General features: G+C 65.6%; 14 protein-coding genes. 2 read left to right on the top strand and 12 right to left on the bottom strand.

Annotation, left to right across the window (positions count from 1 at the left end):
• Positions 1-11: 11 nt before the first annotated feature.
• The 8 genes from amaB to M1D44_RS17720 form a co-directional block, all read right to left on the bottom strand.
• Positions 12-1544, bottom strand: coding sequence for an L-piperidine-6-carboxylate dehydrogenase (amaB, locus tag M1D44_RS17685; protein WP_316853532.1), 1533 nt, complete (start codon positions 1542-1544; stop codon positions 12-14).
• A gap of 64 nt (positions 1545-1608) precedes the next feature.
• Positions 1609-2673: an ABC transporter substrate-binding protein gene (locus M1D44_RS17690; RefSeq protein WP_024977514.1), complete on the bottom strand. Its 1065-nt coding sequence runs from the start codon at positions 2671-2673 to the stop codon at positions 1609-1611.
• A 26-nt stretch (positions 2674-2699) separates the two neighbouring features.
• Complete coding sequence (locus M1D44_RS17695; protein WP_316853533.1) at positions 2700-3833, bottom strand: NAD(P)/FAD-dependent oxidoreductase; 1134 nt, start codon at positions 3831-3833, stop codon at positions 2700-2702.
• The gene (locus M1D44_RS17700) at positions 3826-5256 is read right to left on the bottom strand and encodes an FAD/NAD(P)-dependent oxidoreductase (RefSeq protein ID WP_316853534.1); all 1431 of its coding nucleotides are present in this window, start codon (positions 5254-5256) and stop codon (positions 3826-3828) included. The genes M1D44_RS17695 and M1D44_RS17700 overlap by 8 nt, the downstream gene beginning before the upstream one ends.
• Positions 5256-5582 carry a (2Fe-2S)-binding protein gene (locus tag M1D44_RS17705; RefSeq protein WP_024977517.1) on the bottom strand — a complete coding sequence of 109 codons (327 nt, stop codon included), beginning with the start codon at positions 5580-5582 and terminating at the stop codon, positions 5256-5258. Before M1D44_RS17705 ends, M1D44_RS17700 begins: the two co-directional genes overlap by 1 nt.
• Before the next feature lie 13 nt (positions 5583-5595).
• Entirely contained in the window at positions 5596-6390 is a 795-nt protein-coding gene (locus M1D44_RS17710) for an ABC transporter permease (RefSeq protein ID WP_316853535.1), read from the bottom strand.
• 10 nt (positions 6391-6400) lie between these two features.
• The gene (locus M1D44_RS17715) at positions 6401-7258 is read right to left on the bottom strand and encodes an ABC transporter permease (RefSeq protein ID WP_024977519.1); all 858 of its coding nucleotides are present in this window, start codon (positions 7256-7258) and stop codon (positions 6401-6403) included.
• Complete coding sequence (locus M1D44_RS17720) at positions 7255-8319, bottom strand: ABC transporter ATP-binding protein (protein WP_316853536.1); 1065 nt, start codon at positions 8317-8319, stop codon at positions 7255-7257. Before M1D44_RS17720 ends, M1D44_RS17715 begins: the two co-directional genes overlap by 4 nt.
• Before the next feature lie 188 nt (positions 8320-8507).
• Here M1D44_RS17720 and M1D44_RS17725 point away from each other — a divergent pair, with 188 nt between their 5' ends.
• A complete protein-coding gene (locus M1D44_RS17725; RefSeq protein ID WP_112186974.1) occupies positions 8508-9350 on the top strand; it encodes an IclR family transcriptional regulator in 843 nt (280 codons plus the stop codon).
• A gap of 13 nt (positions 9351-9363) precedes the next feature.
• Here the strand turns inward: M1D44_RS17725 and M1D44_RS17730 are convergent, their stop codons facing one another.
• Genes M1D44_RS17730 through hglS form a run of 3 tightly spaced genes read right to left on the bottom strand, consistent with a single transcriptional unit; the run spans position 9364 to position 13473 of the window.
• Positions 9364-10779: an FAD-binding oxidoreductase gene (locus M1D44_RS17730; protein WP_316853537.1), complete on the bottom strand. Its 1416-nt coding sequence runs from the start codon at positions 10777-10779 to the stop codon at positions 9364-9366.
• Between the two features lie 37 nt (positions 10780-10816).
• Positions 10817-12067, bottom strand: coding sequence for an aminotransferase-like domain-containing protein (locus tag M1D44_RS17735; RefSeq protein ID WP_316853538.1), 1251 nt, complete (start codon positions 12065-12067; stop codon positions 10817-10819).
• The gene (gene hglS / locus M1D44_RS17740; protein WP_316853539.1) at positions 12064-13473 is read right to left on the bottom strand and encodes a 2-oxoadipate dioxygenase/decarboxylase HglS; all 1410 of its coding nucleotides are present in this window, start codon (positions 13471-13473) and stop codon (positions 12064-12066) included. Before hglS ends, M1D44_RS17735 begins: the two co-directional genes overlap by 4 nt.
• A gap of 134 nt (positions 13474-13607) precedes the next feature.
• On the opposite strand from hglS, the gene M1D44_RS17745 reads away from it, so the two are divergent.
• Positions 13608-14528, top strand: coding sequence for a LysR substrate-binding domain-containing protein (locus M1D44_RS17745; RefSeq protein WP_316853540.1), 921 nt, complete (start codon positions 13608-13610; stop codon positions 14526-14528).
• Positions 14529-14585: 57 nt separating this feature from the next.
• Here M1D44_RS17745 and M1D44_RS17750 read toward each other — a convergent pair whose 3' ends face one another.
• A complete protein-coding gene (locus M1D44_RS17750; RefSeq protein WP_316853541.1) occupies positions 14586-14933 on the bottom strand; it encodes an antibiotic biosynthesis monooxygenase family protein in 348 nt (115 codons plus the stop codon).
• Positions 14934-14954 lie beyond the last annotated feature (21 nt).

Here is a 14954-nt window from a genome sequence, read left to right on the forward strand (position 1 = left end):
TCAAGTGCCGATCAAACGTCGAACCGGACGCCCTGCGCCAGCGGCAGCGCGCCGCTGTAGTTGACGGTGTTGGTGGCGCGGCGCATGTAACCCTTCCATGCGTCCGAGCCGGATTCGCGCCCGCCGCCGGTTTCCTTCTCGCCGCCGAATGCACCGCCGATCTCGGCGCCCGATGTGCCGATGTTGACGTTGGCAATGCCGCAGTCGCTGCCCGCCGACGACATGAAGCGCTCGGCATCGCTCAGGTTTGCCGTGAAGATGGCGGACGACAGGCCCTGCGGCACGCCGTTCTGGATGGCGATGGCCTGCTCGGTGTCGCCGTCATACGTCACGACATAGAGGATCGGTGCGAAGGTCTCGCTTTCCATCACCTTCGTCGGCTTCGGCATTTTGACCAGCGCGGGGCGCACGTACCAGGCGTCGGTGCCCATGTCTTCGCGCACGCGCTCGCCACCCAGTACTTCGCCCCCTTCAGCGCGGGCCTGCGCCAGTGCCTGCTGCATGCCGTCGAAGGCAGCCTGGTCGATCAACGGGCCGACCAGCGTGCCGTCGGCCAGCGGGTCGCCAATCGCAATGCTCTGGTAGATCTTTTCCAGACGGGCGAGGAGTGTGTCGGCCACCGAGCGGTGCACGATCAGGCGGCGCAACGACGTGCAGCGTTGGCCCGCCGTGCCAACGGCGGCAAAGGTGATGGCGCGTGCCGCCAGCTCCAGATCCGCCGAAGGCGTGACGATCATCGCGTTGTTGCCGCCCAGCTCCAGGATCGAGCGGCCAAAGCGTTCCGCCACTTTCACGCCCACCTGACGGCCCATGCGCGTCGAGCCCGTGGCGCTGACGATCGGCACAAGGTGGCTGGCAACCAGCGCCTCACCCACATCGCGCCCGCCGATCAGCAGTTGGCTCAGCCCGGCAGGAATGGCCCCTGGCTTTTCCGCATTGAACGCGTCGACAACCTGCTGCATCAGGTGCTGGCAAGCAATGGCCGTCAGCGGTGTCTTCTCCGACGGCTTCCACACGATGGCGTTGCCGCACACCAGGGCCAGCGCAGCGTTCCACGACCACACCGCCACCGGAAAGTTGAACGCCGAGATGATGCCCACCACCCCCATGGGGTGCCAGGTTTCCATCATGCGGTGCCCAGGGCGCTCGCTGGCGATGGTCAAGCCATGCAGTTGCCGCGACAGACCGACGGCAAAGTCGCAGATGTCGATCATCTCCTGCACTTCGCCCAGGCCCTCGGAGGTGATCTTGCCTGCCTCCAGCGAGACCAGTTCGCCAAGCGCCGCCTTGTGCGTGCGCAGGGCCTCGCCCAAGCGGCGCACCAGTTCTCCGCGCACGGGTGCCGGCACGGTACGCCAGGCCAGATACGCCTGATGCGCACCTTGGACGGCAGCCTCGGCCTCGCTGGCGGTATGCGATTTCACGGTCGCCAAGACCGCGCCATCGCGCGGGGCGCGGCTCGTCCAGTCCGACCCTTCGTAGGCCTTCAGGTCCAGGCCGAGGGCCTTCAGTACGGTCTGCAATCGTGTTCGTGAATCTGACATGGCGCGAATCCTTGCTGTTCTCTCGTGTTCAATCAAAAACTGTTGCGTTGCGGCAGCGCTCAACTCAACGCTCGACGGTGCGGTTCCAGCGCTTGCTCCACTCGGGGCGTTCGGCGTTGATCACGTCCCAGTCCAGGGCAACGGCCGTCTTCAGGATGTTGTTCATCTTGTTCTGCTCGTCCGCCGCCTTGCCCTTGAGCGGCGCCTTGGGGTTGACTGGATTGTAGGAGCCGTTTTCCATGGCGAGCGCCTGGGCCTCGGGGCTGATCAGGTAGTCCGCCAGCTTCTGCGCCAGATCGGCATCCGGGTTGTTGGCCAGCACGCACTGCGCCGTCAGCAGAACGACGGCGCCTTCCTTGGGGGCGACGAATTCCATCGGGATGCCCTTGGACTTCATCAGCTCGACCTGCGTGAGCGTGTAGGGAAACAGCGCGGCATCGCCGGCCTGCATCATCTCCACCACCTTCGACGAGTTGGGGATGTACTCGACCACGTTCGGGCCGATGGTGGTGGGCCATGCCTTGAAGGCCGGATCGACGTTCTTTTCCGTGCCGCCCTTGAGGCGGTTGAACATCAGGAAGGCATCCAGCCCAAACGACGAAGCCGGCATGGATTGCACGACCACCTTGCCCTTGTATTTCGGGTCAGCCAGATCGCCCCACGAGGTCGGCGGCGTCCAGCCCTTGTCGGCAAAGATCTTGGTGCTGTAGGCCAGGCCGGTCAGCCCCATCGACAGGCCCACGGCGTAGTCCCCCTTGAGGTGGGCAATGGCGGGCACGGCCGACAGGTTGGCCGAAGGCTTGAGCTTTTCGCATAGCCCCATGCCGATGGCGCGGAACATGACGCCGTCGTCCAGCGTCATCACGTGCATCTGCGCCTTGCCCTTGGTCGCCTGGGCCTTGGCGAGGATGTCGGTCGAGGTGCCGGGCACGACGACGACCTTGACGTTGTTGGCCTTCTCGAACGGCGGGAATACGAACTGCGTGTAGGTGCGTTCCATGTTGCCGCCGTTCATGCCGATGTACAGCGTCTTGGTTTCGGCGTGGGCGGCGCCGGCGGCGAGCAGCGCGGTTCCGGCAGCCGCTGCAATGATGGACGTGAACGATGTTTTCGCGTGTTTCACAAGCATGGTGGTCTCCTGGGGCATCAAGTGCATCAAGCTGCGGGTTGCAGAAAGCGTTGGATGGAAAAGGGTTCGATCGGCGTGGTGGTGCGGCCTTCGGCAATCAGCTCGGCCATGACATCGCCCACGCCTGGCCCGAGCTGGAAGCCGGCGCCGGCAAAGCCAAAGGCGTGGAACAGGCCGGGGCGGCGGGCACTGGGCCCAATCACGGGCTGGTCGTCGGGCAGGTTGCCTTCCGTGCCGCTCCACGTGCGGATGATGTGGGCGCCTGTGAGTTGCGGCAGCAGGGCAGCCAACTGCGGCAACTGGCGCAGGATCGCCACGTGCGACGAGCGCGCGCGCTGGTCGTCCAACACGTAGCCGCGCCCGCCGCCGAATACCACATTGCCGCGCCGCACTTGGCGGCAGTAGATGCCGCCGCCTTCCACGCCCAGGCTCCAAGGCAGGAAAAACGGCAGCGGCTCGGTCACGCCCATGGTGGGCGGGATGGTGAACATCGGCACGGGCTCGCCCCACTGCGCTGCAAACTGCGCTGCCCAGGCGCCGGCGCAGTTGACGAGCGCGGAGGCTTTGACCTCCAGATCGCGGTCATGCTGCCGTGCATGAATGACGAAGCGGGCGCCATCGTGCTCGACCGATTGCACCGGCGCGTGCTCGCGCACATCGGCGCCTGCCGCGTGCGCCGCGCGCGCAAATGCGGGCGACAGCAGGCGCGGATTGGCCTGCCCGTCTTCAGGGCACAGCGAGCCGCCGACGATCTGATCGCCGCCCATCGGAAAATATTTCTGCAGCGCAGCCTGGCCTTCAATGAGCTGCAACCCGAGGCCAAAGCCCTCGCTGCGTGCTGCATAGCTCGCCAACGATTCCATGTCGGCCACGCTGCGGGCGATCTTGAAGTGCCCGCTGCGCTCGTACTCGGCCTCGGTGCCGATCAACTCGGTCAGACGCCCCCAGATCTGGTGCGAACGCTGGGCCAGCGGCAATTGCTCAATGGAGCGCCCCTGACGCCGCACACCGCCAAAATTGACGCCGCTTGAGCGCGAACCGCACAGGTCGCGCTCGAGCAACGTGACGGCCAGCCCCCGCCGGCGCAGGAACAGCGCGGTGGCGCTGCCCATGATGCCGCCGCCGATGATGGCCACGTCGCACGCAAGCTGCTCACGCATGGTGGCCCTCCGGTTCGCTTGCCTCGGTCACATCCAGCGGTAGCGGCTTGATCGGTGCCTGACCGCGCAGCCGGCCCACCTGTGCCAGCGGAACGGACTGCGCGTGCGCCAGGATTTCCGCTGCCGCTGCGCCGCACATCCGGCCCTGGCAGCGGCCCATGCCCACCCGGCACAGCGCCTTCAGCCGGTTCAGCTCGTGCACGCCGCATTCGGCGGCCGTTTGGCGCAGGGTGCCCGCGGTGACGTTTTCGCAGCGGCAGACCACCAGGTCGTCGCTGGCGTGCGCGGCCCAGTCATCGGGAAAGGGGAAGGCAACTTCCAGCGCGTGGCGGAACCGCTCGATCTTCTGCAGACGCTGGCGCAGCGCAGCCAAGCGATTGGTGTCGACGGTGATTTGCCGATCCTGCAACAGGGCGAGCGCTGCCAATTCGCCCGAGTACTCGGCTGCATCGGCGCCCATGATGCCCGCGCCATCGCCTGCCAGATACACGCCCGCGACCGAGCTGCGCCGCATGGCGTCGATGCGCGGCACATGGCAGCGGTGCAGTGCAGAAAACTCGAACGCGCAGCCCAGCAGATCGGCGAGCTGTGTTTCGGGCCGCAGTGCGTAACCCATGCCCACAGCAGAGCAAGCCGTGCGTTGTTCGCGGCCTGCGCTGTCTTGCCAGACGAGGTGCTCGAACGCCGCATCGCCTTCCGCGCGCAGCAAACGCACGCCGTGATGCATGGGGATGCCGTGCAGCTTGAGCCAGCCCACCAGCGCCATGCCCTTGGCCATGACGCCAGGCTGGCCCAGCATGGCCGGCGCCGCCTTGTAGCGCGCGGTGGCCGGGGCAGTGTCCAGCACCGCCACGACGTTTGCGCCGGCCTTGGCGTACTGGCAGGCCACCAGATACAGCAGCGGGCCGGCGCCTGCAAACACGACGGCATCGCCAATCGCGCAGCCCTGGTACTTGAGCGCGACTTGCGCGCCGCCCAGCGTATAGACGCCCGGCAGTGTCCAACCCGGGATCGGCAGCACACGGTCTGTGGCGCCGGTGGCGACAATCACATCGCGCCACGGCAGGCTGCTGACCGCGCGCGTAGGCACATGCAGCAGGTCGAGCAGATCGGGCTGGGCATTCCACACCAGGGTCTGCGGGTGGTAATCGATCTGTGGCTGGAGCTGGTCAAAGGCGGCATGTACGGCCTGCGCACGCGCGGCTTCGGTGCCGTACAGATCGGCCGCGCTCCGGGCAAAGCCATCCGGCTGGCGGCGATAGATCTGACCGCCGGCGCGCGGAGCTTCATCCAGCACGATGGGCTTGAGGCCGTGCGCCAGCAGCGTCTGCGCCGCACGCACACCTGCCGGCCCCGCACCGATGATGACGGGCGGCAGATCCGCCTGCGACTGGCGCTGCAGCGTGGGGGCGGGTTGCGTCATCACGCGGCTCCCTCGCTGCCAGCCGGTTGCGTGCAGATGTGCATGCCGGGTTCGATCATGGTCTGGCACGCGCGCAGCGATTTGCCATCGGCCAGACGCACCCAGCAGTCCTGGCATGCGCCCATCAGGCAGAAACCGGCGCGCGGCTGCTGGCTGAATTCGTTCAAGCGCAACTGGCGTGTTTGCGTGAGCACGGCCGTCAGGACGGTGTCGCCGGCAAGCGCTTCGGCGGGGCGGCCATCCAGCACAAAGGGCACCGCGGGGCGATTGCGCTCTTTGAGGCGCTGGAGCTGCGCGCGGGCAGATGGATTTGCAGGAGCGTTCATCGTGATCTGTGTCTCAATGCTTGCCGATCAGAATGCGGTCCAGGCCGTAGACCTTGTCCAGCAGCAGCATCAGCGCGAGCGTGAGGAAGACGATCAGCGCCGAGACGGCGGCCATCATCGGGTCGAGCGATTCCGTGGCGTACATGTACATGCGCACCGGCAGCGTGACGGTGGCGGGCGACACCACAAAGATCGACATGGTCAGTTCATCAAAGCTGTTGATGAAGGCCAGCAGCCACCCGCCCGTGATGCCCGGCAGGATCATCGGCAACGTCATGCGGCGGAACACCGTGAAGCTGCTCGCACCCAGCGAATAAGCGGCGTGCTCGACCGAGTGGTCAAAGCCCACCAGCGCTGCCATCACCAGCCGCATGGTGTACGGCGTGACGATCAGTGCATGGGCGAAGATCAGCCAGCCGAAGCTGCCTTGCCCGCCCACCAGCGAGAACATGCGCAGCAGCGCCACGCCCAGCACCAGGTGCGGAATGATCAGCGGTGACAGAAACACGGCTTGCAAATACTGCAGCCCCGGCGCGCGGTAGCGGACGATGGCCATGGCGGCCGGCACTGCCAGCGCGGTAGACAGCGTGGCCGCCGCAAGGCCCAGCCACAGGCTGTTCCAGAACGATTGCACGAAGTCGGGGTGATGCAGCACCTGATCGAACCAGCGCAGCGAGAAATGATGGGTCGGCAGTGTGAGCGTTTCTTCAGGCGTGAAGGCGACGATACACACGATCACCAGCGGTGCCAGCATGAAGATGATGACGAGCGCGTTGAAGATGAGCGCGAGCGGTCCGTTCTTTTGCATGTGCGCTCCTTCAGCCCAGCGTTCTTTTGTAGCGCCCTTCAATCATGCGGTTCCAGCCCAGCATGATGACGAGGTTGGCCGCCAGCAGAATCAGCGCGATGGCTGCGCCCAGCGGCCAGTTCAGTTCGTTCAGGTATTCGTCGTAGATGAGCGTGGCGACCATCTTCACGCGGCGCCCGCCCAGCAGGCCCGGAATGGCGAATGAGCTGGCCGCCAGGCCGAACACGATCAGGCTGCCCGACAGAATGCCCGGCATGACCTGCGGCAGCACCACGCGGCGCAAGGTGGTGAAGTGCGATGCGGACAATGACAGCGCGGCGTTTTCCACCCACGGGTCGAGCTTTTGCAGCGAGGTCCACACCGGGATCACCATGAACGGCAGCATCACGTGCACCAGCGCAATCACGACGGCCGTCTCGTTGTACAGCAGCTTGACCGGGCCGATGCCAACGGCCTTGAACGCGGCGTTGATCAGGCCTTCGGGCCCGAGCAGCATGCTCCAGCCGAAGGCGCGCACCACGACCGAGATCAGCAGCGGCGCCAGAATGACGAGCAGAAAGATCGAACGCCACGGCTTGCGCATCCGGCTCAGGATGTAGGCCTCGGGCGCGCCAATCAGGATGCAGACCAGCGTCACGAGTGCCGAGACGCGCAGCGTGCGCCAGAAGATCTCGTAGTAGTACGGGTCTTGCACCACGTGCAGGTAGTGCACGAACGTGAAGGTGCCCGCAATGGGGCCCTTGTCGGCATCGAACACGTTGAACGACAGGATCACGCTCAGCGCGAGCGGCACGAACAGCATCACGGCAAAGAGGGCCAGCGCTGGGCCGGTCATGCTCCATGGCACCCAGGTCGGTCTGCGGCTCATGCTGCATGCCCCTCGGTACCGATCACGCGGACATAGCGGTCCTGCCAATCCACGCCGACGGTCTGGCCCACTTCGCGCGGGGCATCGCCATCGTTGACGGCGGATACCAGCATCGCGCCGAGCGGCGTGTCGACGGTGTACATCCACTGGTTGCCGAGGAAGAAGCGTTCGGTCACGCGGCCTTCACAGCGGCCGGCGCCGTCGGCGGTGCACGTCATCTTTTCCGGGCGCAGCGCCAGCACAACCTTGCTGCCCACCGGCATGCCCGGCGGCAGCGCGAGTTGCACGGAACCGATCGATGCGCGAAGTTCGCCGTCGGTGCCCGACACCACCGCGGCATGCAGCAGATTGGCCTTGCCGACAAAGGTGGAGATGAACGCATTGCGCGGATGCTCATACACCGCCAGCGGTGTATCCACCTGGGTGATGCGGCCCGCCTCCATGACGACCACGCGATCGCTGATCGACATGGCTTCGGCCTGATCGTGGGTGACCATGATGGTGGTCGTGCCGACCTTGCGCTGGATCTCGCGCAGCTCGAACTGCATCTCTTCGCGCAGCTTGGCGTCCAGGTTCGACAGCGGCTCATCCAGCAGCAGCACCGGCGGCTTGATGACCAGCGCCCGCGCCAGGGCAACGCGCTGGCGCTGGCCGCCCGACAGCTCGCGCGGGTAGCGATCAACGTGCTTGTCCAGGTGCACCAGTGCCAGCGTCTGCATGGCGCGCTCACGGCGCTCTGCTGCGGGGCACTTGCGCATCTCCAGCCCGAATTCCACGTTCTCGCGCACCGTCATGTGCGGGAACAGCGCGTAGGTCTGGAACACGATCCCCAGGCCGCGCGCGTTGGCCTTGGCACGGGTGATGTCCCGGCCGTCCAGCTCGATCGAGCCTTCCGTCACCTCCGCGAAGCCCGCAATCATCTGCAGGGTCGTGGTCTTGCCGCAGCCCGATGGGCCCAGCAGCGAGACGAACTCGCCCTTGTGCACGTTCAGGTTGAAGTCCTGAACGACCCGCAGGTCGCCGTACTGCTTGGAGACATGGTTGAGGCGCAGAAAACTCATCGGTCATCCTTTGCGACTTGGGGGCGTCGCCAGACGCTTCTGTTTGAACAATATGGCTATGCTATTGCAACACCTGTGCCAAAACATCGTTCCAGCCTAGGTGTATACGCTGTAGTTGGAATATTTATCGTATTTATTCCGACTATCGGAATACAATCGATCAACCGAATTCAGTCCGTTCCAGCTTTATGTCCGTAGATTCCGAAGACGATGCGCATCAGCGCAGCGCCATGCACCGCACCTTCCAGATCCTGCGCACCATGGCGGAGCAGCAGCACCAAGGTGTGCGCGTCACCTACCTGGCCAAAACCCTGGGAATGACCCCCGCCACCACGCACCGCCTGCTGCAGGGGCTGACGCAAGAAGGCATGGTCGAGCAGGATCAGCAGAACAAGCTGTACCGGCTGAGCCTGGACCTGTTCTGCCTGGCGGCCCAGGCCGGTGCGGTGAACGACTTGCGCTCGGTCGCCCGGCCGGCCCTGCTGCGGCTGAATGCCAGCCTGGGCGACACAGTGTTGCTGCTGGTGCGCTCGGGCTTTGATGCGGTGTGTCTGGATCGCGTGGAAGGCCAATATCCGATTCGCACCTTCACCGGCGACGTGGGCGGCCGGATCGAACTCGGAGTGGGGCAGGGCGCCCTGGTGATCCTGGCGCACCTGCCCGAGGCCGAGCAGGAGGAGGTGCTGCGCTACAACTTGCCGCGCATCCGGCACTACAGCGTGTACGACGAGGTCTATCTGCGCTCCGAGGTCAGAAAGGCGCGCGAACTCGGCTACAGCGCCAAGACGGACGGGTTGCTCGAAGGCATGGCCGGCATTGCCGTGCCGGTGTTCGATCGCAATGGCAATGTCGTCGCCGCGCTTTCTGTGGGGACGCTCGCCAACCGCCTGAGCGCCGAGCGCCTGCCCATCGTCTACGACATGCTGCTGCGCGAGGCCAATCGGCTGACCACGCAGATCAATCCGTTTGATCCGACGCTGCGCCGGCCCATGCAATCAATGGCCGTGAGCGACACCTATCGCGCCATCTGATCTGACCAGGCGATCATGCGAGCACGCGACCCGGGTTCAGCAAGCCTTGCGGGTCAAGTGCCTGCTTGATGGTCCGCATCAATTGCAGCGCCACCGGCGCCTTGTAATGCGGAAGGTGATCGCGCTTGAGCGAGCCGATGCCATGCTCGGCTGAGATCGAACCGCCAAATCGGTGGACGGACTGGTACACCGCATCGCCAATCGCAGCCTCATGCGCGGCAACGAAGGCCGCGGCATCCGCCCCCGCCGGCGGCTGCACGTTGTAGTGCAGGTTTCCGTCGCCCAGGTGCCCGAAGTTGATGAGCCGCAGCCCGGGCGCCAGAGCCTGCAGTTGCGCATCGGTCTGCGCCACAAAGTCGGGAATGCGCGAGATCGGCACCGAGACATCGTGTTTGATGTTGGGCCCTTCGGCCGCCTGGGCCAGGGTGATGCTCTCGCGGATGTGCCACAGGTCGTGCGCCTGCCGGATGTTCTCGGCGATGATCGCGTCGGTCACGATGCCGTCTTCCATCGCGGTTTCCAGCAGGTGTTCAAACTGCGCCCGGGCGTGCGCCTCTGACTCACTGTCGGAGGCTTCCAGCAAGACGCACCACATCGTGTCGCGCCACATCGGCACGCGCAGATGTGGATAGTGCGAGTCGACCAGCCGGAGCCCTTCCTGGCTCATCACTTCAAAGCCTGTGAGCGCGGCAGACAGATGCCGGTGCGACAAGGCCAGCAACGCCGTGGCTGCTTGCAGCGAAGGCACGGCTGCCCACGCTGTCAACTGCGCGGCCGGTTGCGGATAGAGGCGCAGCGTGGCCGCCGTGATGATGCCCAGCGAGCCCTCGCTGCCGATGAACAGATTGCGCAGGTCATAGCCGGTGTTGTCCTTGCGCAGGCCTAGCAGGCTCTCCCAGATTTGCCCGTCAGCCAGAACAACTTCCAGCCCCAGGCACAGCTCGCGCGCATTGCCATAGCGCAGCACCTGTGTGCCGCCCGCGTTGGTCGCCAGGTTGCCGCCGATCGTGCAACTGCCTTCCGCGCCCAGGCTCAACGGGAACAGCATGCCCGCCTCGCTTGCCACGTCCTGCAGTGACTGGAGTACGCAACCGGCATCCACCGTCATCGTCATGTTGGCCGCGTCGATGGCGCGCACGGTCTGCATGCGGCGCAGGCTCACAACGATCTGCCCGCCGCTGGCATTGGGCACCGAGCCTTCTACGAGGCCCGTATTGCCGCCCTGCGGCACGATGGACGCTCCAGCTTGCGCACACGCGCGCACGACCGCGGCCACTTCCGCCGTACAGCCCGGCCGCACCACGCACCGCGCCTTGCCGCGCACGCGCTGGCGCCAATCGGATTCGTATTCGGCGCAGTCGTCGCCGGTCAGAACATGGGCGGGGCCCACGATGTCGCGCAAGGCCGGAATCAGGTTGTCGGGTGTCATGGCAATGGCGATGAAGGTTGTCAGTTTGAGGGCGCTATCAACGCATGGACAGCGTTACCGCCCCAGCCAGCCGCCGCACGGCCTGCTCGATCTGCGGCACCTCGGGCGCGGCAAACGACAAGCGCATGGTGTTGAGTTGTGCGTTGTCCGGGTAGAACGCCGTGCCCGGCACATAGAGCACCTGCTGCGACACGGCGGCATCAAAGAGCGCTTGCGGGTCGATCGACTGCGCGAACGTCGCCCAGACAAACATGCCGCCTGCCGGCGCGGCGCATTGCACATGGCCATCCAGCTGCGTGGCGATGCCTTGCACCAGGGCCAACATGCGCCGCTGATACTCGATGCGGGCGCGCTGCACCGTGGCTGGATAGCGGCCGCTTGCCAGATAGCGGGCCGCCACCATTTGCGCCAGCGGCGACGTGCACAGATCCACCGTCTGTTTGGCGATGGCGCAACGGCGCAGCAGGCTGCTGTCGGCCAGCATCCAGCCGATCCGCAGCGCGGGAGCAACGGTCTTGGACAGGCTGGAGAGATACACCACCGGGTTCATGCCGTCTGCTGCCAGCCGATCGCCCAAGGCACGCAAGGTTGGAGGCATCGCAGCGGCGTTGCCCTCCGGTGCCTCAAAGCGCAGCTCGCCGTAGGGATCGTCTTCCACCACCCAGAAGCCGTGGGTGCAGGCCAACTGCACGAGGGCTTCGCGCCGCTGTGCAGACAGCAGCGTGCCGCGCGGGTTGGAAAAATTCGGCACCGTGTAGAGCAGCTTGGGGCGCTGCGTGGCGGGCAACCGGTGCAGCAGGTCGGCCAGCGCATCGGTCTGCAGGCCGTGTTCGTCCATCGGCACGGGCACGATACGGGCTTGTGCCAGGCGCAAGGCTTGCAGCGTGGCAGGGTAGGCGGGCACTTCCACCAACACCGTATCGCCGGGTTCGATCAACGCCCGCACCAGCAGGTCAAACGCTTGCTGCGAGCCCGTGGTCACCATCATCTGCTCGGCGCTGGCCTGGATGCCCCGTGCGCCCATCAGCGCTGCGAGGGCCGTGCGAAGAACGGGCAGTCCTTCAGTGGCGCCGTACTGCAGGGCTTGCGCATCGCCCGCCACGGCCTGGGCGGCGGCTTGCGCCAGCCCTTCGGCATCGAACAGACTCGGCGACGGATACCCGCCTGCCAGCGAGATCATCCCCGGCTGGCTGAGGTACGGAAACAGTTCGCGGATGGGTGAGCCGGCCGGGTTTGCAAACGGGGCGGCAAAGCCCGGCATGGCGGCGGGTGTGTGCAGGCCGGTCATGCGGCATCCACGAGGGCCGTGCCGCGCAGCACGGCGCGCACCTGATCGATCGAGCGCTGCTGCGCCGCCTCGTACAAGGCGATTTCGTCATGCACGCGTGCACCCAGCGCAGCCTCAAACGCTTGCTGTGCGGCGTGGGCTTGGTACTGCTTTTGCTCCTCGCCACCCAGGTTGGATTGGAAGATGCCTGCCGCGCTCACCGGCAAGAAGTCTTCATACGTGATGGGATCGGCTTGTACCCAGCCCTTGGCCAGAAGTTCATCCAACGACGCATCGGCCGCCGCTGCGCTGTCGGCGTGTGCATGGCCCGTTGGCGTGAGGGTGTAGCGATAGAACGCCAGCCCTTGCGCACGCAACGCCTCATGGGTATCCGGAAAGGCGCGGAACGCCTGGGCTAGCCGATCTTCGTAGTTGGGTGCGGCACTGCCGGCATTGCCCATGCTGCGCACCTCGGCCAGCAGTTGGTCGTATAGCGCGCGGCCCTTGCGTGTGAGGGCCACACCGCGCTGCTCGATTTCGCCAAAGCGCGCCGTGTGGGCGCCGGCATCGTCGGTAAAGCGCACGGCTTCCTGCAGCGCCTTGAAGCTGGTCTGGCGCAGCAGGATGGGGCAGTTGCGGGGCGGCGGACCTTCCACCACATCTTTGGCGTCCATGCCGCGTGCGGGCATGGCGGCCTGTGCGGCGTCGATGTCGAGCGTGCGCGGCGTCAGGTGGTTGATGTGGGGGCCGCGGAAGCACACCACGTCGGCCACCAGGCGGTGGGCGGCTTGCAGCGCGCGATACGTCTCGGCATCGACCGTGGCGGTGCTGTGCCAGCGGAAGGTCTCCAGCGCCTCGCGCACAAAGGCGTCGGCATCCGCGTCGGCCAGACCGCCGTCAGCTTCGCGTTGGGCGATCAGTTCCAGCACGCGCGGCGTAAAGATCTGCCGTTGCGTCAGGATGGCAGTGGCCTTGTCGCGCAGGGCAGCGTCGGCAATCAGTTCAAGCCGCAGCAGCGACGTGAACACGCGAAACGGATTGGCCAGCAACGCGGCATCGGCCACCGGGCGAAACGCCGTCGAATGCACGGGCACGCCAGCCACCGAAAGATCGTAGTAACCCACCGGCTCCATCCCCATGACGGCAAACAGCCGGCGCAGCGTGGCCAGTTCGGCTGCCGTGCCGACGCGGATGGCGCCGTGGCGCTCGACGTCCAGCCGCTCCAGCTCGCCCGACTGTGCCATCTGCGCGCGCAGCGCGGGCTGGGCGTCCAGCGTGCGAGCGTTGATGTCGGATACCAGCTCGACCAGAGTGCCGTATTGGGGCACTTCTTCGCGGTACATGGCGGACATGGCGCGCGAAAAGCGGGAGCGGATTTCGTTCGCGTGGATGAAGTTCGACGCCGGAGGTTGATGCACAGTGCTCATGACTGAATGGGGTTTGGCAGGGACGAGGCCATGCTAGGTTGGCCAAGGAACGCCGGTCAAACGATAATCCGGCCCTAGGTCATTCCAAACTAGAATGATTGAGCGACTTCTGCACCGCACAACTCCTGCGCCCCATGTTCCTGTCCCGCCGCTTTCTGCCGCCGATGTCCCTGCTATGCGCGTTCGAGGCCGCCGCGCGCCACCAGAGCTTCACGGCTGCCGCTGCCGAGCTGCACCTGACGCAGAGCGCCGTCAGCCGCCAGATCCGCGCGCTGGAAGATCGCCTGGGCGCTGAGCTATTCGTGCGTGAACGCCAGACCGTGCGGCTGAGCGCGGCGGGCCAGGCGTATGCGGAGGAAATCCGCGGTGCGTTGATGCGCATCTCCAGCGCCACGGTCGGGTTCCGCGCCAATCCGCAGGGCGGCAGCTTGAATCTGGCCATCCTGCCGACGTTCGGCACCCGCTGGCTGGCATCGCGCCTGCCGGCGTTTTTTGACGCGCACCCCGGCATCACCATCAATCTGACGACGCGGCTGTCGCAGTTCGACTTTCAACTGGAAGCGGTGGACGCGGCCATCCATTTCGGTACACCGCACTGGCCGGGGGCGGAACTGGCCTTGCTGATGAGCGAAACCGTCGTGCCTGCTTGCAGCCCGGCATTGCTGGCCCGCTACGACTTTGCGCAGCCGCGCGATCTGCTGCATGCGCCGCTGTTGCACCTGGCCTCGCGCCCCGATGCCTGGCCGCGTTGGCTGGCCAGCCACCACGTGACAGGTGCCGAACCCCAGGGCATGCTGTTCGACCAATTTGCCACGGCCGCGCAAGCTGCAGTTGCCGGCCTGGGCGTGGCGTTACTGCCGCGTTTTCTGATCACCCACGAGCTGCAGCAAGGCGACCTGGTGCGGGCGTTGCCGCATGTGCCCGAGATGGAAAGCGCCGAGCGTTACTACCTCGCCTGGCCCACGAGCCGTGCTGACTATCCGCCGCTGCAAGCCCTGCGGACGTGGCTGGTGAAAGCGGCGCAGGATTTCATGTCCACGCAGCCTGCAGAGTGAGGCGCTGCGCTCTCGCAAAGCGCAAAAACACCCGAGGTGCTCAGCGCCGCGATTTCTTTAATGTGTGGCGGCCGTATAAACAGCCGTATCGGCGCTGATGCCGAGGTCACGTCGGAACGTTTCCGGATCGAACCCCTCCTGAACCTGCTGCGCCTCAATCGCGGATTTGGCGCTCTCCATGGCTTGGAGACTGGCCCATTCGACGATGGACACAACGTTGAACTCGACGGTGCCAGGGGGGTGCGTCAGCACTGAGCTTTTCAAGCAACCTGGTTGGGCTGCAAGCAGGTTTCTCGCTTGCTGGATGCGCTCCATGAAAGCCGGCATCGCGGCAGGCGGTACGGCAAAGCGGCTGATGCGGAAAACCGCTGTATGTGAGTCGTAGGAAGCTTGTGCGGATGTCATGCGGAACCTCGTCATTAGGAA

Source organism: Ralstonia sp. SA306 (genome assembly GCF_054792405.1).